Genomic DNA, 23,492 nt, shown 5'->3' on the forward strand with positions numbered 1-23,492 from the left:
GAAATGAAGATACTAATTGTTGACGACGATCCGGCGATACGCCTCCTACTCTTTACTGTATTTGGAGATGATCATGAGGTTTCCGTTCTTTGCGACGGCCACAACGCGGTATCCGTTCTCTCCGATCCAAATCATCAGTTTGACGTGGTACTACTCGACTTGAAGATGCCTCGTCTTTCAGGTGAGATGGTCCTCGAATTTCTATCAGGCTGGCAGAACATTAAGACCAAGTTCATCATTGTTTCCGGCTTCTCTGAAGAGGCAGAACACCTCCAGTACAGCAACCTCGTTGGTGTGCTTCCCAAGCCCTTCAATATCAGGGAACTCGTCAAGCTGGTTGAAAGCGCTGCCGAAACGACGTCCCTCAAGCCAGCGGTGTAGGTCCCTGTCTACTCTGCCTTGGCCGTACCGTACTTCCCGTAGGCTTTGGCTACTTGCCCCGCTGCGGCTTTCCCAAGTTCTTGTTTCATCTTTGGAGGGAGCGACGTCTTGAGGAGCAATCGCTCGTTTTCTCGATCCAGCAGCATCAGCTTCATAACCTGTGCTCTAGCTTCTTCAACTAATGAATCCAATCCCCTGGGAAATGACGTAGGGTCTTCATTGATACGCTGGAGGAACTCTAGCCCTTTCTCTAAAACCGGAAGAAAACTCTCCTTTTTCTTTAAGAAAACTTCATCTGGTGGAGAACCAGTTGTCCGCATGATTCGACCCTCTTCTATGAAGAGTTCGTGCATATCCGAGCACAAGCGAATGTGCTCTTTTAGTATTTGCTCGATTTGCTCTGAATCCATGAACTTGAATTAATAGGTGCCCAACACTTTTAGTCGAGCTACAAGATCGCCCTCCCAATTCAAGTGTTCAAGCTTCCATTTCGCCATTTCACGTAACGTTTCCAATCCCGGACTAAGAGACTCATCAGATTCTTCCCCCTCTTCCGGAGTCAAAATTTCCTGGTACGCCATGATCGCTTTGTCTGGCAAGCCAAGTCTTTCAAAGCAAAGTCCGATTTGGTAAATCGCAGGCCACCGCCATTCCGGTGAAGAATTGTATTTGGCCAAGGACTGATAAATGGTAAGGGCACTCCGGTAGTCGTGCTTCTGATAAAATTCATTTGCAAGCTCATTTCCAGTTCTCTGCCTCCAATAGTCAGCCGTTTCCTCGTGAGCTGTATCCGGGCTGGACTGACGCTGTAGGATATGGACGACTTCGCGCAACGCCTCTGGCTTTCGATTCAGTTTTTCATACGATTTCGCCAGCAAGTATCTAATTTCTGGTGAGTGTGCAGATAATTTATATGTATCCAAGAATTTCTTCAGTTTGTTTACAGCCGATTGATACCTTCCCAACTCGCACAAGAGATTGCACATCCGATAATGGACCCGCATGCGGTCAGCAGGCTCTAACTCGAGCTTCTCCAGCAACTCGTAGTGGCGATACGATTCGGAATACTCTAGCAACTCAGCATGGGTTTCCGCTATCTTAAATTTTGCCCTCAAAGACAAATCCCGAGCCTTTTCAACTTGATCAATCGAGATGCTTAAAGACGAGTTCAGAACCATGTAGTAGTTAGATATCGCGACTTGAAGCCCCCCCATCTCGCGATACAAGTCGCCAAGTTCCATAAAAACACTTGGCAAACGTCTGCTTTCCTTAAACTCATCTCTCAGGCGCTCGTAAATTGCGGCAGCTTTTGGTAGCAAGTTCTCGCTCCGATACAATTCTGCCATTTCAAAAAGTACTTGCTCCTTTTCAGGCACATCAATCGGAATACCGAGAGCGGACGCAAAATACTTTTCGGCCATAACGAAATCGCCGCCTTCCCAAAGAGACCGGCCAAGGTTAAGATAATTCAAAATATCAACAGCCGCCTCATCTGGATCAATTCGCCTTTTAGGCTCCAAAACCAGAACCCTATCATCTTTCTCCTCGCTACCATCCAGCTCTGCGTCGTCACTATGCGAGTCGCCCCCGCCATGACTATCTGTGGTACCAGATTCCTCATCTTCAACTCCCCAGGCAAACGAAAATGTAATTGCAGCGAGTACAATGAAACTTCGCCATATCTTAATCTGCGTATTAAATATTATTATACACTTTCCCATAAACTAATTGCGGTTATAGCTAGCACCGCTTTTAGCGGAAGGATTTTGCGAAGGTTGAGCGGGTGAGAAAGGAACGATCGTTCGCGTATTATTGCCGTCTCTCTTGTTCTCAAAGAAGATCAGTACCTCTTCTGGACGAACAACCGACTCTTCAGATTCCTCCATCAGCAATCGGTCACGCTCTTCGATTTCCCGCGGAATCGTTGTATCTATGTTTCCAGAAATGATTGTGTGCTGTTCAAGCTCGAACACGACCTGATTCATCAAAGCAAGTTTTCTGGCTTCTTCATCGCTCAGGTGAGTCTCGACTGTCAGCGAACTTCGTCCCGGAGCCAAAATCGAAAACTCTGGAAGGGCCGGCGAAGGACGACTCTTTATTAGCGAAATATCATCAGAAAACCGCAATGGCGGAGGCGCCCTAAAAGCCAAATACCCTGAATAAGTCTCCTTTGAAGGCATCGATATACTACCAATACTAGCCCACATACGCTTGGGTGCTCGACTAAAGGAACCCCAAAGGGATGGCCGCTTGTATCCATCTTCTTTAGTAGATCGATCATATCCTGGGTTCGGCACCTTTATTTTGTTCGAATCGTCTCTCGAATCCCTATCAGCAAGATCACGAACCTTAATCACATTCTCGGCCAGCTTTCTTTCGCTCAATTGAAGCTTCTGAGCTTCCAATCGTTTTTCAATTTCAACTAACGCTTCCCGCTCCTCTCGCTCAAGCGTTACCCTTAAAGCAGCTTGCTTGGCAATCTTCTCACCTCGGAGCTTATCTTGGATCTCTTTACGAGCCTGCTCACTCTCCAGTTCAACACGCTTTTCCATTTCCGCTTTCGCCAAACGCTCTCTTTCGTCCAATCGATTGTCTATGTCCTTCCGAGCAGCCCGGGCTTCTTCCGAAATCTCCTTTTCAATTTTCTTCTTCGCGGCCAATTCCTCTTCATTCAACTTTGCCAGGATCTTGTCCTTATAAGCCTCTTCTTTTTCCCTTAGCTCAGCCTGAATTCTTTCAAACTCCAAATTCTCTTCATCCTCGAGGCGATCCTGCAACGCTTCTGTCGCTATGCGCTTTTCAGCCGCTACTTTTTCCTGGAGGACAACAAACATCGCTTGTTCTTCAGCCAGGAGTCTTCCTTTCAACTCCTTCTCGGACGCTACCAGCTCTTCCACCATTCTCTTCTCAATTTCGAGCCTAATAACCCGTTCTTCTTCCGCCAACCGCTTGGCTGCCTCGCTTTTCGCTTTTCGCTGCTCTTCCTCTCGCTGTTTTTCGAGTTTTTCTTCCGCCGAACGCAGTTTATTGTCCAGCCGCGCCTGTTCTGCTTTTTGAACCGCCAGAAACTTTCCAGCCAAGTGCTTAATACGTTGATCCGCCGCCAGCTTTTCTGCTTTCTCCCAGTCGTGCTTTGCGATTTCCGCATTCCTCTCTAGCTCCGACTGGCTTGATTTCATTTTCTCCTCCGCATCCGACCTCTGCTGCACCCGACCCGAGGTCGCCGTGATATGGGAACGCGTCTTCTTGTCCGCACTGCGCATGATCGAGGGGCCCCAAGCCGCCAGCAGCAAAAACGCCGCCAATATGAACTTGGCGGTTTTCGGATAAGATTGAGATTTCAGTGGGTTCATAAAGTAGTTTCCTCTGTCTTCGCGCAGGTACTCTCGTCCGTTATCTATCGACTTTCCGAATGCTCCCCTTGAGCCATTTTGGGGTGAATCCAGTCCAGTAATTCCGCTCGCCTCTCACTTTGTTTCAAACGATAGGTTCCTAAGAGGTTCTCGAGCGTGTGGATATCGGTTTTTCCCGCCCGCACATCGTCCAATGCAAGCTCAACGGGTCGCGCTAGAGCCGCAGCTCCGAAATCGAGTGCCACTCGGGCGATCAGTTCGCATTCAGTCGAAACGACAATTTCGTCGACTCGTTTCGCCTCACGCAATTTCTCAATACCCAAGCCCCAATGCGGCTTCCCCTCAAATGGCATTAAGTTCTTGTACGCTAGCCGCTTGCTTCCCAGCCGGGCAATAATGGATCCAACTACACGCATAATCTCAGCAACATGGGCAAAAACAGGCCGAACGGCAAATAATGCCGCCTAACGGGACCCAAAAGGTTCAACGGATAGGAATTTTTAGACGAAACTCTCAATTCACCACTAGAAAGCAATTCCTAGGCCAATATCTTTGTTAGAATCTTATATCGTTTTATTCCAACAACTTAAGTTAAACAACCGAGTATTCGCTTCGAGAGGATTGCATCCTAATCGGATGAGTCGTGATTTGACCGGGTGATTCAGACGTCTCTGAATTTATCAATGCGTCCCGATAACCCTCCAATCTCGAAACCGCTAACTGAAACTGATTCTTGGCTCTAGTGCTCCCACCCGCACGATGGTAGGCTACACCCAGATTGTTGGCATCCTCCGCTGTAGGCCTTATTCTCTCCGCACGCTCAAGAAAATATACGGCCTCTTCAACCTCTAGAAATAGTTCAAGGGTTCCAGCGAAGAATGCCTGTTTCCACCCCTCTTGGATTGGCAACGTTCCCTGTAATTCTAAAATCTCACTAGGATCGCTTCTAGCAGGAAAGGCCTCCTGTTGAAACAAAGCCGCTTTTACGTATTCGTCCCGAAAAATGGCCATAGAACAGAGGGCTCAGGATGCTGACCCTTGCAGGGAAACCAAAATGGTTGAACAGCTTTCCCACCTCAGCGTCGCTGTGCTTCATTATGACACTCTTAACTGCGCTTCGCTACAAACTAATATTCCGAGAGAGACTCTGAGGATAGGCATCTTGCCTGTATCGTATGTACCGTAATATTTTGATTCGAGCACTAGATCGCAATACTCTCAAATTAAAGCCTAGATCCTCTCCGGTTGGAAGAGCTGTAACATAACCCACTTTCTTCGCAACTTCAGTGCTTACAGCGGGCCAAGCTGGACCCGGCAGGTAGTTTCGCTCGAAGGTTCGAACCATTGCTCCAGGATCCCACATAAAATCTAGCATAGTCATTATGCATATCCATTTATTGTATACATTACATCAATCAGGCGGGCGTGCAGCAATCGTTCAGCTCCCGTTTTCTTAGCCAGACACGAACTGGATACATTTCCCTTACGATCGAGGGCTAGCCAGCGATCGGCTCTACCTTCAAGATCAGGAAGCGTGTCCCTTTCTTCGTGGACTGGGCTGAACGAAATAAAGATCCCCTCGGAGGCGGCACTGATGTCATTGACGACTTGTACACTCCCCTTTGACTACAACCAGTCACACCACTCACCCATTCCAAGTCGAATCGCATCTTCACGCGAAGGACTGAATAAATAGAACGCTGGTTGGGTTATTGAGCTCAATGCAATTTCGAAGCCCCCTAATTTCTTTCGCAAGCCCTCCGCTTTTATGAGGAAAGAAAGCAACCGTATCTACGAGCCATCAACCAAATCCCGAATACAGGCTGAACATTAAGAATTCTCCTTGCTTTCATGTGGCATTAATCAGGTTATCAAACGCTGTTATTCGCTGAGGTTCAGACTCAGCGATGAAATTTGATCCGCTCCACATTCACGCCGCTCAAGAATTGCTATTTTAGAAAAACGTCACCAACCTCCTCACCCAGTTTCATTTAACCATTAAATGCCCGATTCGTTCATAGAGGATGCTGCAACAACGCCTGCTTTGGGGGCGGCTGATGAGCTCGCTAAGTTCAAGACGCTGACGAACGCACTCCTCGAGTCTTCTTCGGAGGGCATTATCGTTCTCAATCGGTTTGGTAAAGTAGAGCACCTCAACCAAGTGGCTCAGAACCTTCTCGGGTACGATACGGAGGCCGCTCTAGGGAAGTCCATCAACGACGTATTTAAAGCTTTCGACCCGGTTACGGATGAACCGATTGAGCTCTCTTCAGATCGCTTCCGCATCCCACAACTCTCGTCCACTCGGGCAATCATCGAAAAGCCAGACGGATCTCGAGTCTCAACCGCGTTCCAGCTCAAGCCCCACGCCAACCCGCTAAAGCGAGAGCTTTCGGGTGCCTTGCTTTTCCTTACCGACCAGAGCCACACCGAGTCTACGGAAGCGCAGATCCGCCTGATCGCAACCGCCTTGAAGAGCATTGGGGAAGGCGTCATTATCACCGACAAGAACTGGGACGGAGGCGATGCTCGCATCCTTTATGCCAACGACGGCTTCACCGAAATCAGTGGCTACGCAGAAATGGATGTCGTCGGCAAAGGTATCTCGCTCCTCCACGGCAAAAATACAGACCAATCGATTATCGACGAGATGATCCTCGATATCCGCGATGGAAGAACCGCCGCAGGAGAAATGGTTGGCTATAAGAAAGATCGTTCCGAATTCATCATGGCTTGGAAAGTCTTCCCCGTTTTCGGTTCTCAGTCGGAAATTACGAATTACGTCGTCATCCAGCGCGATGTCAGCCAGATCCGGCGCCTGGAACAGGATCTCTTTCAATCTCAAAAGATGGAAGCAGTGGGTCGCCTAGCAGGGGGAATCGCTCATGATTTCAATAACATCCTAGCTGTCGTCCTATCGTTCTCCGATCTCATCCTCGAGAACAAGGACGAGAACGACAGCGACACCAAATATCTGCGAGAAATTCGCAAAGCCGCGGAACGCGCGACCGACCTCACCCAGCAGCTCCTCTCGTTCAGCCGCCGCAACAAGAACCTGAAGCCAGAGGTTCTAGACGCGATCAAGGTGACCAAAGACATGCAGAAGATCCTCCGCCGCCTTATCCCGGAGGACATCGAGTTTGATCTGCGATTCACCGACCGACCCGTTTTCGTCAACCTGAACCGAACCGCGCTCGAGCAAATCCTCATCAATTTCACCACCAACGCCCGCGACGCCATGCCAGACGGAGGGAAAATTTCCCTTTCCGTTTCAGCCTGCTCTGCCGAGGAGGCGGCCGAGTACCTGCCCGAGCACATCGAGACGCGCCCCTACATGATGCTCAGCTTTCAGGACAGCGGCATGGGAATCGACGCCGAAACGCAAAAGCACATTTTCGAGCCCTTCTTTACCACCAAAGACACCGGCAAGGGAACAGGACTCGGACTATCCACCGTCTATGGTATCGTCCGCCAAGCCAACGGCCACATCGAACTCGCAAGCGAAACGGGCAAGGGTACCCTGTTCCGTATTTTCCTGCCCAAAGTCGCGTCAAAAGATGTGGAAAGCGAAGACGAGGCGGAAATCACACCCCCAACCAATCTTAAATCCAACGAACGCGAAACCATCCTAGTCGTTGAGGACGACGAGACTATGTGCGACTGCATCTCCGGTCTCCTCGTCTACCACAACTACGAAGTCTTCTCCACCAACCTAGCCGAGGACGCTCTCGAGTTCTTCGAGGAGTCCAATTCGAATATCGAGCTTCTGCTCACCGATCTCATTCTCCCTAAAATGCGCGGCTCCGAGCTGGCAGAGCGCCTTATGAAGAAAAACCCGGAAATGAAAGTCATATTCATGACTGGCTACTCCGAAGAGGTCTTTTCCCAATTTAATCTCCCCGAAGGGGCAACGGTGCTAAAGAAGCCCTTCTCTCTGAAAGGTGCCCTTTCCGCGGTCCAAAAAATTCTCGCCAAAGACGCTAAGTCTTAGCGAGCTCATTCAAAGGAAAGGCACGACAGTTCGGGCGGTCAGCATCTCTGCGATTGCGGGTTTAAGAATAGGGCGGTTTGAGCCCTCTCAGGTTCTCCGCCCTCTTTCTTGCTGTAATGCAGTGGCCCGAAAAAGCAATCATTCGATCGAGGACATCGTCACCCAACTGGTCGCCTAAACGCACCTCGCTCGGCCAGAGACCGGTGAGGGCCTGTTGCCTATTCTCAATCTAGTCGATTCGCTATCGTCGGACCTTCCTGAAGATCCCCATATCCAAGCGATCGTCGATTCGATCGAAGCCAAGCTTCATACACTCCCTGAAGAAGCCAAGCTCTTGGAAACCCACAGCATCAAATCACTAAAAGCTGCCTCCTAGGGCCTCTTTGACCACCTGCATATCCTCACATCGGGGGGAGACTCGGTGCATGCTAAGGCATCGAGGAATTTATCCTTATCTCGATCCTTTCACATTCGTGCGATCTGTGGTTCAAGACCTCAATCCAAGAGTCATTAACGCCATGAACTCCGTGGTAAGACCAGCTTCTCACCAATTCGAAACCGGTCCCTTCGGGACTTTGATCTGCTCCACCGGTGCCTTGTCCGTAATTGATGAATACTGTTCTGGTGGACGGTATCGCTCCTGTAATTCACCCGACTCATCGCAAAACTTAGCCCGCCACTGGAGGTACTCCGCGAGAATGGTATCAAATTCATCCAAACTGGAAAAACGCACCACCCTATCTTTAAAGTACTTCGACGGCCCAAACCGCTTGGCATACCAGGGAGCCACCTTGCGAAACTGTACGCACCCGCGGTCCTCGCCATAAAACTCGATCATCCGTTTCAAATGTATCCGCATCAACTCTACGCGCTGTTCGAACGTCGCCTCTGGCAGTATCTCGCCAGTCCGGAGCATGTGCTCGGTCTGTTTGAAAATCCACGGATTGTAGAACGCTCCCCTACCCATGCTGACCCCATCGCAGCCAGAACTTTCCAACATCACTCGGGCCGATTCCGGAGTAGTCACGTCGCCGTTTCCAATAACAGGAACACGGGATACCGCTTCTTTAACTTTTCGGATTCCATCTAAGTTAACATTCCCAGAGAACCCTTGAGCTCGTGTCCGACCGTGTACAAAGATCGCGGATACGCCGACGTCTTCTAATGCCACTGCTAGGTCCGGAGCCGTTATATTGTCATCATCCCAGCCAAGACGCATTTTGGCCGTCACTGGAATGTCGAGGGCGTCCACCATCCCTTTCACCAGTCGCTGCGTCGCCTGTGAGTCCTTCATCATAGAGGATCCGCTCCCGGTTTTGGTAACTTTTTTCACCGGACAGCCCATATTGATGTCTACCGACTGAGCGCCACGTTCTTGCACGATAAGAGCCGCATCGCGCATTTCTTCGGGCACTCCTCCGAAAAGCTGCACCGACATTGGCTGCTCTCGCGGGTCCGTCGCTATCATCTTATACGCTACTGGTCGCTTTTCCAGAAGGGAGCGGGCATTGACTAAATCGGTGGTGACTAGACCCAGTCCTCCCAAGGACTTAACCGTCAGGCGAAACGAGAGATTCGTATATCCCGCCAAGGGCGAGAGAAACAAATTGGATTCAAGCTCTAGGTTTCCCAGTTTCATTATCGAACGAACTGCCGCCTCAGATCGACGACGAGGAACACGAAAGGAATTATTTCCGCATGAAAAGCCTTTTCATTGGTATTTAGAACGGTCAAAGTCAAATAGTAGAACCAGTGCTCGTACTGTGCCGCGTAGTCAGATCAGAAACCTTTGCTCTTGCACTGCTGCGTATCGTAATCGCGAGCCCTACGATCGGATGAAAGTCCATACCCTGTGGGAGCGGTTCCATACTGCGCTTGAGTCAGCCCAAAATCGCGGGATAAACCCGCTCCTGTGAGCTGCTAACGTTTTTGGATAACGGATGAGGCAAACCGAAAGCTACTTGGGCAAGATATACCCGAACTAGATTTTAACGTCCAACTTGGCCAGAGCCGTCTTGAGGCTCGGGTCCATTGGATGGCCATTGTAAAGAACCGTACCGTCAGGAGCGACTAGGATCATGCGAGGGATTGAGTTGATCATGAGCAACTGGCTCAGTGGTCGGTCCTCCGGTTCCAAAAGCCATGGCATCAGTTCCATCTTGTGCTCCGCCCGTGTCTTCTTCGCTTTGCCTACGGGATCGTCCGCATCGGTGTTCATTCCCGCTACCACGATTCCCTGACTCGGTAGCGATTCGCCTTTCGTGCGAAGCTCCGGCATCAGTTGTATGCAGGGCCCGCACCAGCTTGCCCAAAAGTCAATGAGCATGGCCTTGTTTCCCGAGAGCCACTGCGACAAAGGCTTTTCCTCGCCATCTGCGCTCGCGATGACTAAATCCATGGGGATTCGCAGATTTGCCATGGCGGCTTCTTGAACTTCTTTTTGCCGCACTTCCGTCATCAACTGGATCAGACCGAAAGCCTGTGTGTACTCCGGCGCATTAATAAATGACTTGGCTGCCTGCTTTTCAAATTCGGGCATGTCCGTGGCTTCATAGGCCTGAATGGCACGGATCGAAGCTACCAACCCTATCAGCTGACGCTCGGAGTGGAACGAATTGGCCATCCCATACTCCAGTTCTCCGGAAACCGCCTCCAACTCGTCCAAATGCTTGTATAATTCAGGCATATTGCCCGTGGAAAGGTAATGAATGGTCTGGGCCTCGACGAGAAACGCCTTCTCGACTTCTTCCTCTACGGCCCGTGCGTACGCCTCTTCCCACGATACCGCAGGATCGCGTGCTGCTTCGTACAAATGGTCCTCAGTAGAGTGCGAGTGATCTCCATGGTCCTGTGCCCAGAGAGGGGCCAACAAACTTAAAGCCCCCGCAACAAGGCAACTAGGTAGATTGAACGTCATACTCCAAATACGACCCGCACGGCCCCTTGCATGCAAGCCGATTCGCCAAGAGGTTCCTAGCCGACTATCGAGGACGCAAACGGAACCTCAGTAAATTCCTGCATCCTAAGGTAGGGCTGACTGTCCCTCGCCAGCCAAGTTTTACCATAGCTAATTGCGGCTGCTTTATGCTTCGGCCGTGCGCTCAGTCGAACGGATAAGCAGCCCTACCTCTAAGATCCAGCTGTGCCAAAAAATAAGCCAAATTTACAGTAGTCCCTCTAAGACCGGCAACTTGAGGTCAACGACCAGCGGTCGCCCGCTTGTTTTCCCCCTCCATCAAAATCCAGTTTATCACGCCGTAGCCTTACGTTTAAGCGGATCCGTGGCCAAAAAATCTCAACCAAATCCTGTTCGCAATCAATTCAGCCTTCCTTATCAAGATTCGATTCGACACATTCAGACAATGCCGGCTTCGCTACAAATCGATCGTGCTCGTGAGATCCTGAAACGTTATTTCGGGCATGACACGTTTCGCCCGTTGCAAGAAGAGATCATATCGGAATCCCTCGAAGGAAGAGATGTTTTCGCCCTCCTTCCTACCGGCGGCGGAAAGTCGCTCTGCTACCAGCTCCCCGCCATTCTCGAGGAAGGTCTCACGGTAGTCATTTCTCCCCTGATCGCCTTGATGAAAGATCAGGTCGATGGGCTCAACGCGAACGGTATCCCTGCCACGTTCTTGAATTCTTCTTTGAATAAAACGGAGGCGCGAAAACGCTATGCGAAGCTGTTTGCCGGTGAATACACCATTTTGTACGTCGCCCCGGAGAGGCTTATGCTTTCCGGTTTTCTCGACGACCTTAAGCAATGGAAGGTTTCCCGCTTTGCCGTGGATGAGGCACATTGCATCAGCGAGTGGGGACACGACTTCCGCCCGGAGTATCGACAGCTGTCGAACTTAAGACGCCTTTTCCCCGATCTCCCTTTCATGGCGTTAACGGCTACCGCCACCGACCGGGTACGAACGGACATTCTGACCCAGCTTCGGCTCAAAGAGCCCCGCACCTTTGTAGCCAGCTTCAATCGCCCCAACCTCAATTATCAGATCGAGACCAAACAGGCGGTATTCCAGCAGATTCTGAAGTTCGTGAGCAGCAAGCCCTACGAAAGTGGCATCATCTACTGCTATTCACGCAAGGCGACTGAAAGCCTTGCCGACCGGCTCCGCCAGAACGGCATCGAAGCCCTGCCCTATCACGCAGGCATGACGCCCCTTAAACGCGCTGAAAACCAGGAGGCCTTCATACGAGACGAGATAAAGGTCATTTGCGCGACCATCGCGTTCGGTATGGGCATCGATAAGCCGAACGCGCGCTACGTTATCCATCAGGACCTTCCAAAGAATATTGAAGGCTACTATCAAGAAACTGGACGGGCAGGGCGCGACGGTCTGCCTTCGGACTGCATTCTATACTTTAGTCCGGGAGATGTAGCCAAGCAGCTCCAGTTCATCGCCGACAAGAACAACCACAAAGAACGAGATGTCGCCACGCAGCAACTACGTCAGATGGTTCACTACTCGGAGTCCTCGGAATGCCGCCGTAAGGTGTTGCTGGGCTATTTTTCGGAGGAGTGGACAGAAGGGAATTGTGGTAACTGCGACAACTGCCGCAACCCAAAGCAAACGTTTGACGGCACCCTTCCCGCTCAGAAATTCATGTCCTGCATTTTTCGCGTCAATCAGGCCAGCGGCTTTAGCGTCGGCATCAACCACATCGTTGATGTTCTCCTTGGCAGCAAGAACGAAAAAGTTCTCAAGTGGAGACACGACCGCCTTTCAACCTACGATATCGGACAGGATTACAGACGCATGGAATGGCAGGCGTTTGGTCGTGAGCTCATCCGCAACGGATACATCGAGCAGAACGCTGAAAACCATAGTGTACTTGAATTGACGAGAAAAGGGAAAGCAGCTCTGCGGGACCGGACTCCAATCCAGCTCACCCAGCCCAGTGTTGCGAAGGCGGCTTCCCAACGGCACCAGCCCTCATCAACGGGAGGCATCGAATGCAACGAGGAACTATTCGCCATCCTTCGCACCCTCCGCAAAGAGCTCGCCGCAGAGCAGGGGGTCCCTCCCTATATCGTTTTTTCCGATGTCACTCTCCGCGAAATGGCCCGCGACTTCCCGATCGACGAAGGCCAGCTTTCCGACATCAGCGGCGTCGGGATAGCCAAGCTAGAAAAATACGGAGATACTTTCATCGAAGCCATAAAGGAATATTTGGATACTCATCCCGAAGCGGGTATCGATGAACTCGAACCCTCGTTCCGCTAATGCGCCACTTAATCAAATCGCTTTCCCAATCCGTCTGCCAGATAGGGCGTGACGGCCCGGCACGCCACCCTAGATTGAACCTCTTAACCGGCTCGCTGAGCCGGCGTGCCCTACCCATTGTCCACCACATAAACCTACGATGAGGGTGCCAAATGACACTAAACCGCATTTGTAGATCCAACCCACTCCCGAACCCAACGAACATCAAAACTTACCAAAAAAGCCTTTTCCTGTTTCGACGCGACCTGCGGGTCGATGACAATACGGGACTCAACCGAGCCCTTATTCAATCCGAAGAGGTCGTACCCGCCTTTGTCCTTGATCCCCGACAAACCGAGCCGCACGACTACCGTAGCGAACCGGGACTCTGGTTTCTACATGACTCTCTAGAGGAGCTCGATCAGGACCTGAGAGATCAGAACTCAGCCCTCTTTCTCTTCCCAGGCAAGCCACACGAACTCGTCGAAAAATGGGTCCGGAAACTCGGAATCGAAGCCATCTGGGTCAATCGCGACTACACCCCTTTTAGCATTCAGCGGGACCGCGCTCTCCTGTCGGCCTGCAAAAAGCAGGGCATCGCGTTTCCCACCTGCAGCGACTTGCTTCTCAACGAACCCGAGGAGTCCCTCAAGGCGGACGGGACGCCCTATACCGTTTTTACTCCCTACTTCAATCGAGCCCGCACGATCAAAGTGGATTCCGTCAGCAAGTTGACCGCCGGAAAAGGCAGGCTCGCCTCTCCCGCAAAGTCCCTTAAAGTTGGGAAACTCCTTGAAGGACTAATCCGCGATATCCCAGAATACCCTTCCGTAAAAGGGGGTCGCAAAGAGGCCAGAAACACGCTCCATCGACTGTCTAGGCTTTCTGACTACGCGAATGATCGCGACATTCCCTCCCTTGAATCGACCAGTCACTTGTCCGCCCACCTAAAATTTGGAACCTGCTCCGTCCGCGAGGCATACTGGACGATTCGACGCAAACTGGATCCGGAAAATCCTCTGATTCGCCAACTTTATTGGAGAGATTTCCTCACTCAAATCGCCTTTCACTTTCCACATGTGTTCGGAAATTCCTTCAAGGAAAAGTACAATAAGGTCCCCTGGAAGCAGGATACCCAGGCATTCGAACTTTGGAGAGAAGGCAGAACCGGCTTTCCCATCGTCGACGCCGGGATGCGCCAGCTCAACCAAACGGGATTTATGCACAACCGCGTGCGCATGGTCGTGGCGTCCTTTCTCACCAAGGACGTTCACATCGATTGGAGATGGGGCGAACGCCACTTCGCCCAACGCTTGGTCGACTATGACCCCTGCGTCAACAACGGTAACTGGCAATGGGCGGCGTCAACCGGCTGTGATGCCCAGCCTTATTTCCGCATATTCAATCCTTGGCGACAACAAGAACGATTCGATCCAGATTGCGAATATATCAAAAAGTGGATTCCCGAACTAAGTTCGCTATCACCCCGCCAAATCCATCGCTGGGAAGGTGAGCTCGGAGTCGACTACCCGGCCCCAATCCTGAACCACAAAAGAGCCGCCCTAAAAGCCAAGATGCTTTTCGATAGATTATAGCCCTAGTCGCGGCCCGTCCCCGAGCTGCCTAGATCAATCCGAAACCCTGATGCGGCGACTCCTAAATCGACCGCTGCCAAAATCACACAAAAAGACACCAAGCCTTTCCCAATGAAACTATTCGTATTCTTAACCCTATTACTATCTCTGCCAACACTCGGTCTGTTCGCCCGACCTAATATCGTTTTCCTCTTTGCGGACGATCAACGCCCTGACACGATCGGAGCCCACGGCAACGAACACATACAAACGCCTCATTTGGATCGACTCGCTGCCAATGGGCTTAGTTTCACCCGAAACTATTGTGCCGGCAGCTATAGTGGCGCAGTCTGCGTCGCCAGTCGCAGCATGCTTATGACCGGACGCCACTGGCACCGGATCAAAGACACCCGGAATTGGGAAGGTCTAACCACCTTCCCGGAACACCTCGCCCAGGCTGGCTATACCACCCACGCAGTCGGCAAATGGCACAACGGCCAAACTACCCTCGCCCGATCCTTTCAAACCGGAGCCAATCTCTTTATGGGCGGTATGTCCGACCATACGAAAGTCCCGCTGCAAAATCTCAATCGGGATGGAACGCTAACCGAGAAAAAAGTCGGCACTCGCTTCTCCAGTACTCATTTCGCTGACGCCGCCATCGACTTCATCCAAGAGCAGGATTCCGACGCACCTTACCTGCTCTACGTTGCCTTCACCGCCCCACACGATCCCCGTAATCCACCGCCATCCTATCGGCAGCTTTACTATGAGAACCGACCTCCTCTTCCAGAGAACTTCCTACCCGACCATCCGTTCGACAATGGCCATCTTAATGGGAAAAAACGGGACGAAAGCCTCGCTGCCCACCCGCGTACCAAGTCGGTCGTCAGCGATCAGCTCTGCGAATATTACGGGCTCATCACTCACCTCGATACCCAAGTCGGTCGCATCCTTGACGCCGTCGAGAACTCTCCCGCTGGAGAAAACACAATCGTCATCTACACCGCCGACCACGGCCTCAGCGTAGGCTCCCATGGATTGCTCGGAAAGCAAAACGTCTATGAGCACAGCATGGGGGCTCCCCTCATCCTATCCGGTCCAGGAATCCCCCAAAACCAGTCGACCGACGCCATGACCTACATTCTCGACCTCAATCGGACTATCTTCGAGCTATGCGGCGTGCCCACACCCAAGGGAATCGACGGCGCCGATCTGACTCCCTTGTTCAAAAACCCGGCGGCTTCCGTGCGGGAGTCCCTATTTCTTCCATTCCAAGACATCATGCGTGCCGTTCGAAACGAGCGATACAAGCTGCATATATATCCAAAAATTAATCACACACTGCTCTTCGACCTCCACACGGATCCGGGCGAAATAAACAATCTTGCCGAAGACCCCGCCTATTCCAATCAACGTGCGGAACTGTTCGCCCTCATGAAGAGCTGGCAATCACGTGTAGGAGACCCATCGCCACTCCAAGTTGACAACCCCGCCCCCAAGGAAGTCGACTTCAGTAAAATCGAGCGATCACTCGATGTCTGGCAACCAAACTGGATACGGGAAAAGTACTTCGACGACCGGTCCCGTGCCGACCATGGCTCGAAATAGACACACTCCCTCAATACCACGCTAGGCTCGTCCGTGTAGTGCCGCGTCGTTTGATCAAGCTGTCTCAACCCTACGCTATCCCCATGGCTCACCTGTAGGCATCCACTAGATCCTCAATCGGGACCTCCTGAGTATCACGTATACGCACACAGCCTTTGCCGCAATTGAACTTCGGATTGTTCGCGACAACCTGAGCAATAACCGCTTCCGAGCAAAAGTAGATGCATTGCGATGCTTTTGATTGCCCAGACAGGCCCAGTGATTCCCTCGCTCGAAAGTTGGCGTTTTGTAACGCATGGTCCGTTGCGCACAAGGGACCGCTCGCTCAAGTCGCTCTTTTAAGCCAACCAGTCCGTCTCTTCCAATTAGTGGCAGCGAATCGAAATATCCTTGGGGCCTCGTCCTCACATCAGGAACTCTATGCCGGACCTTACCACGATCAAGCCCGTCCCACGACAGAACGAAATGGAACGATCTCAGCTTGATGGCGTCCAATAAAACTCGCTCTAACGAGCAGTATCTCTAGCTTGAGAACAATTATATGCAACGATTTCATCGATTCCGCTTCTTCTTCTTACTACTAGCGATTCCTCTCGCAGTCGTTTCCTTCGGGCAGGAAGCCGCAGAGAGCGATACCGGAGAAACCCCAAGCTCCGAATCGATGGCGGCCTACCTTCTCAAGGATTTGAACGGGCGAGAGCAGAGTGCCTATAAGCGCTACGAGAAAGCGTTGGTCACCGAGGACGTGCATTCGATCGAAACGGAACTTCAGTCGATCGTCGACGGATACGAAGCCCTAATCAGCGCTGCCCCCAACTATGTAGCGGCCTTTATCTCCTACGGGATGATGCTACATCGAATCGGTGAACGCATCCCCAGCAACGCTATGCTTATTCGGGCTGACCAGATTGACCCGTATCACGCGATCGTTAAAAACCAGTTGGGGAACTACCAGGCGGAAGAGGGCAATTACCCGGAGGCAATGGGGTTTTACCAAATGGCCATCGACCTTCGCCCCGACGAGCCTCTCTACCACTACCAGTTGGGAAACCTCCTCTTTAGCTACAAGAATTTCTTTATCGATGATAAGCTCTTCCTTCCAGAGGGGATCGACCTGGAAATTCAGAATCGATTTCGGAAAGCAGCCATGCTCGCGCCCGCCCATCTACCCTACCGTCTCCGCTACGCCCAAAGTTTTTTCGATATCGCGAGGCCCAATTGGGAAGCCGCTCTCGAGGAGTGGCAGCAGCTTGTCAATTTTGTGGAGTCACCCGAGGAAAAGCAGATGATGCAACTCTACATGGCTAAGACCCGGTTTGAAATGGGACACCACACCGCGGCCCAAAAAATCATCAAAGGAATCGACGAGCCCTCGCTCGAGCACTCCAAGGATATTCTTCTCAAACAGATCAACGCCAAACATCCCAGGTAAGCCTATCCCTATATGAGCAGACGAAGACGGCTCACCAAAATTCAACTACGGGCCGCGTATCCTTAGTGCAGAACCTGTCTCGCTGATGGAATAGTCTTTTTCAAACGCTACTAAGATTGCCCCGGAAATTGATCCAGGTGACCACTGCTCTTTGTCTAGCGGCAATATATAGTTGCTTCAGGCCAACAGGGTCGCCGCGGGGCCACGAGGGAGCCAGCGGTAGGCAGTGTGGGAATTTCGCCAAAAATACTTCTCGGCGACATCACGGCTCTTAGAAGCAAAATATTCAGACACCACTCCGTTCACGTTTGCATAGGGAGCGATAAGATCACTTACCGGCCAATTGCTTCCAAAAACCAGCCGATCCGGACCAAACTAGTCAAGTAAGACGTCGAGACCTGGACGATAGAAGTCTGGATCCGTTACGACCTCTCCCTCTCTCTGCCGGACTACCTCTGACACTTTCACATAGACATTTCTGCTAGGGGTTGCCATCCTGACGAAGGGCGACAAGAAAAATGAAGAGCACGTGTCTGTAATCTCAGAGGTCGAAGCCTTAAACATCCTTAATTCCGAAGTTGCGTTATCGGCAAAATAAAATCGGATAGCAGAATGCTACTCCTCCGCGAACTGCTCGATTCCCAAGACCCGGAAATATACAAGCTCCAGACACATGCCTCCGGACCCGGAGGCTCCCTTCCGTTAGCAGGCGATCAACTGAGAGGCATGGCCAGCGGCGACTTTTTCGGAATGACGCAAAACGCGGGTATGGGCTGGGACCCGAAACAGCTCCTTGGAAAGCAGTTTCTTATCCTCAGTACGCAAGGCGGACTGCGAGCGCCTAATGGCTCGCCTATAGCGCTGGGTTATCATACCGGACATTGGGAAATCGGAATGCTAGTCGAGGAAGCGTCGAAAGCATTCTCGAAGGAAGGAGCAATTCCGTTCGCCGCCTACTGTAGCGACCCTTGTGACGGCCGGACCAATGGAACAGTCGGAATGCTTGACAGCCTCCCCTACCGAAACGACGCCGCCACTGTATTTCGAAGGCAGATACGATCGCTCCCGACCCGTCGAGGAGTTGTCGGTATCGCGACCTGCGACAAGGGTCTCCCGGCAATGCTTATGGCTTTGGCGGGGACGCCAACATTGCCGACGATTCTGGTGCCGGGAGGAGTCACTCTTTTGGCCGAGGAAGGAGAAGACGCTGGAAAAGTGCAAACGCTTCCGACTCGATTCGCCCACCAAGAGGTTGATCTCGAATATGCAGCAGAAATGGGATGCAAAGCCTGCGGCACTCCAGGAGGTGGATGCCAGTTTATGGGTACGGCGGCAACCAGCCAAGTCGTCGCCGAAGCGCTCGGCCTCACCTTGCCCCACGCGGCGCTCGCTCCCAGCGGTGCCGCTATCTGGAAGGACCTGGCCCGCCGTTCCGCCAAGGCATTGATCGAGCTCGAAGCAAAGCAGAAAACCACCGCCGAAATCCTGACAGACGACTCAATCTACAACGCCATGGTTGTGCATGCTGCGGTTGGAGGATCCACTAATCTTGTCCTTCACATTCCGGCCATTGCTCATGCCGCCGGGTTACGACAGCCAACCGTCGAAGACTGGGCCCGCATCAACCGTTCCGTTCCCCGAATCGTCGATTCATTGCCAAACGGGCCCAAGCACTTCGCAACTGTTCAGGTTTTTCTCGCGGGAGGTGTACCCGAAATTATGTTACACTTGCGAGAAATGGGGCTGCTGAAACTCGACGCCTTGACCGTGACCGGGGCTACTCTGGGTGAAAATCTTGAGTGGTGGGAATCCACAGAACGCCGCACCGTATTAAAGGATAAACTGAGAATGCTAGACGGAATCGATCCGGACGAAGTAATCATGTCCCCTACTAAAGCCAAGCAACGCGGATTGACGAGTACGGTGACTTTTATGCAGGGCAATTTGGCCCCAGAGGGCGCCTTGGTCAAAAGTACGGCCATTTCTCCGGATAGAATCGATGGCGACGGATTCTATAGACATGAAGGCCCTGCCCGGGTCATGACGAGCGAAGCAGAGGCGATTGAAGCGATCAAGTCGGGAAAGGTTCAGCTAAACGACACCATTATCCTTATTGGGATCGGGCCCGGCTGTGGCATGCCGGAAACATATCAGATCACCTCCGCCCTTAAGCACATGAAAGGGGGCGAGAGTATCGCTTTAATTACTGACGGCCGCTTCTCCGGTGTCTCCACCGGAGCCTGTATCGGCCACGTCAGTCCTGAGGCCTGGGCCGGCGGACCCATTGGATGTGTTCTAGACGGCGATGTTATTCGAGTCGAAATCGACACCAATCACTTGCAGGGATCCGTAGATATTTTGTCGATCGATGCGAGGGAACTAGCGGAGCGCTCCATTAATCCTGCCCTAAAACCCGATCCTCGAGTCCCCGCCGACACGCGACTATGGGCCGCCCTTCAGAATGCGAGCGGTGGCTCCTGGTCCGGATGCGTCTACGACGCCGACCGAATTTCCGAATTGCTAGAGAAGGGACTCGAAGCAGAGGGCCGATAGCAAAGTAACAGCTCCGATCTCTTTCAAATCGATCGAGTTGCGTCTCCACAAGAGTGGAACCCCTCGCTAGATCCACTCAAGCAACGGGCATTTCTCCGATAAGGGACTTTATGAGATTCCTTCGTACTCAGATATTTTGATAATTTGCATGATGGAAATGGAAGACTATCGCTACTCTTTCGAGCCGCTAAAGGCAGAGTTAGATAACTTATTGGAGGACTCAGCAGAAAAGTAGTGAGAGCACAAGGAACCTGCCCTCCAAAGGGAATATTGCTCAAAACGATGACCTTTCATTCTGGACCGTCGAAGGCATACGTTCTCACATCGAATTCTGGTTTCTTTCTGGATATTGTCAAAGACCCTCTAGCGTCGACGATCTTTTGAAAGTAGATTGGTCGGATTCGGACATTGAAAACTGGGAACTCGTTTTCTCCACGTTTAACCACAGTCCCAATCTGATCATTACAGCAATGATGGATAAGTTGCTGATTGGATACGCCGACATCCATGGTCCAAGCAGTGGCCCAGACGATTTTTACTCCCTCTGGACAGTGCCAGAAATCGTGCAAATCAAGAGAGAAGTTATCAACGGTAGGCCACCGACTCGAGCTATACTAGCGGATCCTCCGTCGTGCGTTAGTCAGTCCAAGAAGCGAAACGTTCAGGCGTTTCTAAGATTCTCGTTTTCACTGAGCGTCCTACCCTAACCCGATTGCCCAACATCCCCTGCAAGTCGAATGGACTTGCACTCTATGCCCGACTCTTCACTCAATGACAATCAGCTCTGCAAAAACTTCGCGAACACATGGACGAACCAATCTCGGACGACTACTCTATCTGGGGATACCGGCTCTTTCTTGACCGGGAACCTGAATCGGAACAAACGATAAAAAAGCGCACTGGTGTATTCAAAAGCAGCAAACTCCTTCGCCAGCACTTCCTTTCATCTGAGGAATTCATCGCGAATAATCCAGAGTGGGACCTGTTTTTCTATTTGGGGCTTTCGCCAAAGATGAATGTTTCCACTGAACTAGACAGTGAACAACAAAAGGAATTCATTCAACACGTCCAGAAGACCTGGGAAGCGCTCGGAGAATCTGACCCCCATTGGTCCGTTCTTTCGCAGGACTCCTACCGGAGCGACAAGATCGGGGACAGCCAAAAGGATTTCGAGAAGAGCGCTGAAATCGATATGATGATTCTTGACTCAACGCTTGAGCGGAACGATATCGACATCAGAAGCTTCAAATCTTGTCGGGAATTCGGTTGCGGAGTGGGAAGAGTAACCCGTTTACTCGCAGATCGGTTCGACGAGGTTGAGGGCATTGACATCTCTCGTAATCATCTCGAAATAGCTAGGAAATCGATTGCCGACGACGGCCTGAATCACGTGGATTTTCGCCATGTGAATGATCCGGCAGAACTCGCTCGGCTTCCCCAAACCGACTTTATATTTTCGGTGATGGTCTTGCAGCATAACCCGCCTCCCATTATAACAATTCTACTGGAAAATTTGCTGAACTCACTCGCCCCAAACGGTGTCGCATTAATTCAAATACCAACCTACAAACGAACCTACTCCTTCGAAGTTGATACCTATATCGAATCCCCTCCCTTTGAAGAGGACGAGCTGGAAATGCACTACTTGCCACAGCGTAAGGTCTTTGAAATTATAGATGAATCCGACTGCAGGCCAATCGAAGTCATCGAAGACAACTACATCGGCAGAAGAGGCAACGAACTTTCCAATACTTTCCTCATACGAAAGAAAGGCATTTCGTCAAAGGGATGGGGGATACGGCTCAAGTCTCTTTTGGGGCTAATGCCTCCGCTCCTTATAACGGATACCCACCTGGAAACCCACGAGCGGCTTAGAGAGCGGTAACTATTTTCAAATTTTGGATACAAAATGAGAGTTTCCGATCGTCACCTAGCATCTTTGTGCCAGCAGTGGGTGTCTCGAATACAAAACGATTAACTCCTGGAGCCAAGTTCACGTTTTGCCGAAACTGTATCCACGGACCAGGAACTAATTCCTCCGTCAAAAGCGAAGTCCCATTCGCCAAAAACTCCAGCAAGCGCCGATCTATTGTTCTGACCCCAAAGCTAAGCCCAACTGTCTTGGTAACTTCGGGCTCGTTAACGACATGGAATAATCCACGTGACTCAGCCCAGCGCCACGAATGCAAATCATCTAATTCTTCGGCGTACCAACCATCATCAAACTGTAGCTTCACCTGAAACACGCTCGGCTCAGCGTTTTCCTCGCTCAACCTTATACTGAAATCGCGGATACAAACGCACAAATCACGGGTTTCACCGGCCGTCACTACACTCGGCTCGTCGGTTTCAAAGACCAAAGGCGAAACCCCCGGCTCCATCCGGATCGTAAACTGTCTGCGCTCCCATGCCTTTGTGTCGAGTGTCTCTGTAAATAAGATCTGGCCATCCTGGTAGACACGCAAAGAACGCTCGTTAAGGGAAAGTGCATCGTAGGAAATCGTAGCAACCTGAGCCTCCGGCAACTCATTGCTCAGGGCGATCGAATTACGTGCCCCACCCCAATGCCACTCATGGCCATCACCTGTCTCCGAAGCGGACCAGCCGCCCTGAAACTCTACCAAGAATGGTTCTACCAAACTTGGTATAGGCTCAGATTTCGATCCACTATCGCAGCCTTTAAGAAACAGGGAACTTAAAACAAGGATGGAAAGACAAACGTGACGCATCCAGGCAGCCAACTATAAAGCCGACACAATACGAGTCGGAAATAACCCCGCAAGCTGACTTCACTTCGGTAGACAACCCCAGACAAAATGGGGTTCATCCGAATTTTCGATATGCAACCTCGCCTTGGATGGTGCCCGGTTAAGGATTGGTTCGGATTACGCCGAATCGCTGCGCGACGACCTTCGATCGCCCCTCTCCGCTCGCGGGCTCTATCCGTCGAACCCGTCTCGGAGAACAGAGGTTCGAAAGTCCCGAGCCCCGCCGCGGCGCGGCATCCGTAGCACACAGAGCGAAGGATGGCGTCCCGTAAAGGATTCGAACCTCTGTTTCATGGATGAAATCCATGCGTCCTAAGCCTGACTAGACGAACGGGACCGTGCTAAAGCGCCGCAGAACCTAAAATTTATCAAAGGGTATGCAAGAATTAATCGACCCAACCATAGGGGCTCTAATCCCCATGGCGTTGTACGCAAAAAGACCGCTTGCCTTTCAGCAGCGGTATCTTGGCTTAACTGGTACCCCGTAGGGGATTCGAACCCCTGTCGCATGGATGAAAACCATGTGTCCTAGGCCTGGCTAGACGAACGGGGCGTCAGCTAAGAGCCGGAGAACCTAGAAATACGGATCTCCCATGCAAGGCTTTTTTTCCAAATT

18 protein-coding genes, 2 tRNA genes and 1 pseudogene are annotated in these 23,492 nt (G+C 51.5%); 10 read left to right on the forward strand and 11 right to left on the reverse strand.

The genetic code is table 11. The features are described from left to right. The first annotated feature begins 3 nt into the window (after positions 1-3). On the forward strand, positions 4-381 hold the full coding sequence (locus tag GA004_RS00695) for a response regulator (RefSeq protein ID WP_283395364.1): 378 nt from the start codon (positions 4-6) through the stop codon (positions 379-381). Between the two features lie 8 nt (positions 382-389). Here the strand turns inward: GA004_RS00695 and GA004_RS00700 are convergent, their stop codons facing one another. From GA004_RS00700 to GA004_RS00720, 5 genes are all read right to left on the reverse strand, one after another. Then, on the reverse strand, positions 390-791 hold the full coding sequence (locus tag GA004_RS00700) for a hypothetical protein (protein ID WP_283395365.1): 402 nt from the start codon (positions 789-791) through the stop codon (positions 390-392). Positions 792-800: 9 nt separating this feature from the next. Next, on the reverse strand, positions 801-2,102 hold the full coding sequence (locus tag GA004_RS00705) for a tetratricopeptide repeat protein (RefSeq protein WP_283395366.1): 1,302 nt from the start codon (positions 2,100-2,102) through the stop codon (positions 801-803). Positions 2,103-2,105: 3 nt separating this feature from the next. Then, positions 2,106-3,734 (reverse strand): coiled-coil domain-containing protein, encoded by a 1,629-nt coding sequence (locus tag GA004_RS00710; protein ID WP_283395367.1) that lies wholly within the window; start codon positions 3,732-3,734, stop codon positions 2,106-2,108. 44 nt (positions 3,735-3,778) lie between these two features. Beyond that, entirely contained in the window at positions 3,779-4,150 is a 372-nt protein-coding gene (locus tag GA004_RS00715) for a cytidylyltransferase domain-containing protein (protein ID WP_283395368.1), read from the reverse strand. 175 nt (positions 4,151-4,325) lie between these two features. Further along, on the reverse strand, positions 4,326-4,745 hold the full coding sequence (locus GA004_RS00720) for a hypothetical protein (RefSeq protein WP_283395369.1): 420 nt from the start codon (positions 4,743-4,745) through the stop codon (positions 4,326-4,328). A 991-nt stretch (positions 4,746-5,736) separates the two neighbouring features. Here GA004_RS00720 and GA004_RS00725 point away from each other — a divergent pair. Together GA004_RS00725 and GA004_RS00730 are read left to right on the forward strand one after the other, a co-directional pair. Continuing rightward, positions 5,737-7,725 carry a hybrid sensor histidine kinase/response regulator gene (locus GA004_RS00725; RefSeq protein ID WP_283395370.1) on the forward strand — a complete coding sequence of 663 codons (1,989 nt, stop codon included), beginning with the start codon at positions 5,737-5,739 and terminating at the stop codon, positions 7,723-7,725. A gap of 214 nt (positions 7,726-7,939) precedes the next feature. After that, a complete protein-coding gene (locus GA004_RS00730; protein ID WP_283395371.1) occupies positions 7,940-8,101 on the forward strand; it encodes a hypothetical protein in 162 nt (53 codons plus the stop codon). Between the two features lie 168 nt (positions 8,102-8,269). On the opposite strand, the gene dusB is transcribed toward GA004_RS00730, so the two are convergent. After that, positions 8,270-9,364, reverse strand: a complete 1,095-nt coding sequence (dusB, locus tag GA004_RS00735; RefSeq protein ID WP_283395372.1) for a tRNA dihydrouridine synthase DusB — start codon at positions 9,362-9,364, stop codon at positions 8,270-8,272. Between the two features lie 342 nt (positions 9,365-9,706). Then, positions 9,707-10,642, reverse strand: a complete 936-nt coding sequence (locus GA004_RS00740) for a TlpA family protein disulfide reductase (RefSeq protein WP_283395373.1) — start codon at positions 10,640-10,642, stop codon at positions 9,707-9,709. Positions 10,643-11,087: 445 nt separating this feature from the next. Between GA004_RS00740 and recQ the strand changes: the two genes are divergently transcribed. From recQ to GA004_RS00760, 4 genes are all read left to right on the forward strand, one after another. After that, positions 11,088-12,959, forward strand: coding sequence for a DNA helicase RecQ (recQ, locus tag GA004_RS00745; RefSeq protein WP_283395374.1), 1,872 nt, complete (start codon positions 11,088-11,090; stop codon positions 12,957-12,959). A gap of 152 nt (positions 12,960-13,111) precedes the next feature. After that, positions 13,112-14,533: a cryptochrome/photolyase family protein gene (locus GA004_RS00750; protein ID WP_283395375.1), complete on the forward strand. Its 1,422-nt coding sequence runs from the start codon at positions 13,112-13,114 to the stop codon at positions 14,531-14,533. Between the two features lie 111 nt (positions 14,534-14,644). Next, on the forward strand, positions 14,645-16,123 hold the full coding sequence (locus GA004_RS00755; protein ID WP_283395376.1) for a sulfatase family protein: 1,479 nt from the start codon (positions 14,645-14,647) through the stop codon (positions 16,121-16,123). A gap of 541 nt (positions 16,124-16,664) precedes the next feature. Next, positions 16,665-17,555, forward strand: a complete 891-nt coding sequence (locus tag GA004_RS00760) for a tetratricopeptide repeat protein (protein ID WP_283395377.1) — start codon at positions 16,665-16,667, stop codon at positions 17,553-17,555. 177 nt (positions 17,556-17,732) lie between these two features. Here the strand turns inward: GA004_RS00760 and GA004_RS18060 are convergent. Beyond that, positions 17,733-17,918, reverse strand: a pseudogene (locus tag GA004_RS18060) (amidohydrolase family protein); the annotation flags it as partial. Between the two features lie 249 nt (positions 17,919-18,167). Between GA004_RS18060 and GA004_RS00765 the strand changes: the two are divergent. The 3 genes from GA004_RS00765 to GA004_RS00775 all read left to right on the forward strand — a co-directional run bounded on the left by GA004_RS00765 (position 18,168) and on the right by GA004_RS00775 (position 21,993). Beyond that, a complete protein-coding gene (locus GA004_RS00765) occupies positions 18,168-20,108 on the forward strand; it encodes a YjhG/YagF family D-xylonate dehydratase (RefSeq protein ID WP_283395378.1) in 1,941 nt (646 codons plus the stop codon). Between the two features lie 380 nt (positions 20,109-20,488). Continuing rightward, positions 20,489-20,815 (forward strand): hypothetical protein, encoded by a 327-nt coding sequence (locus GA004_RS00770; RefSeq protein ID WP_283395379.1) that lies wholly within the window; start codon positions 20,489-20,491, stop codon positions 20,813-20,815. 98 nt (positions 20,816-20,913) lie between these two features. Next, positions 20,914-21,993 carry a class I SAM-dependent methyltransferase gene (locus GA004_RS00775; RefSeq protein WP_283395380.1) on the forward strand — a complete coding sequence of 360 codons (1,080 nt, stop codon included), beginning with the start codon at positions 20,914-20,916 and terminating at the stop codon, positions 21,991-21,993. Here the strand turns inward: GA004_RS00775 and GA004_RS00780 are convergent. The 3 genes from GA004_RS00780 to GA004_RS00790 form a co-directional block, all read right to left on the reverse strand. After that, positions 21,980-22,747 (reverse strand): hypothetical protein, encoded by a 768-nt coding sequence (locus GA004_RS00780; protein WP_283395381.1) that lies wholly within the window; start codon positions 22,745-22,747, stop codon positions 21,980-21,982. The genes GA004_RS00775 and GA004_RS00780 overlap by 14 nt on opposite strands. A gap of 388 nt (positions 22,748-23,135) precedes the next feature. Beyond that, positions 23,136-23,213, reverse strand: a tRNA-Glu gene (locus GA004_RS00785). 138 nt (positions 23,214-23,351) lie between these two features. After that, positions 23,352-23,429: transfer RNA gene (locus GA004_RS00790), tRNA-Glu, on the reverse strand. Positions 23,430-23,492: the final 63 nt, after the last annotated feature.

This window comes from Candidatus Pelagisphaera phototrophica, from assembly GCF_014529625.1.
In the GTDB taxonomy this organism is placed as follows: domain Bacteria; phylum Verrucomicrobiota; class Verrucomicrobiia; order Opitutales; family Opitutaceae; genus Pelagisphaera; species Pelagisphaera phototrophica.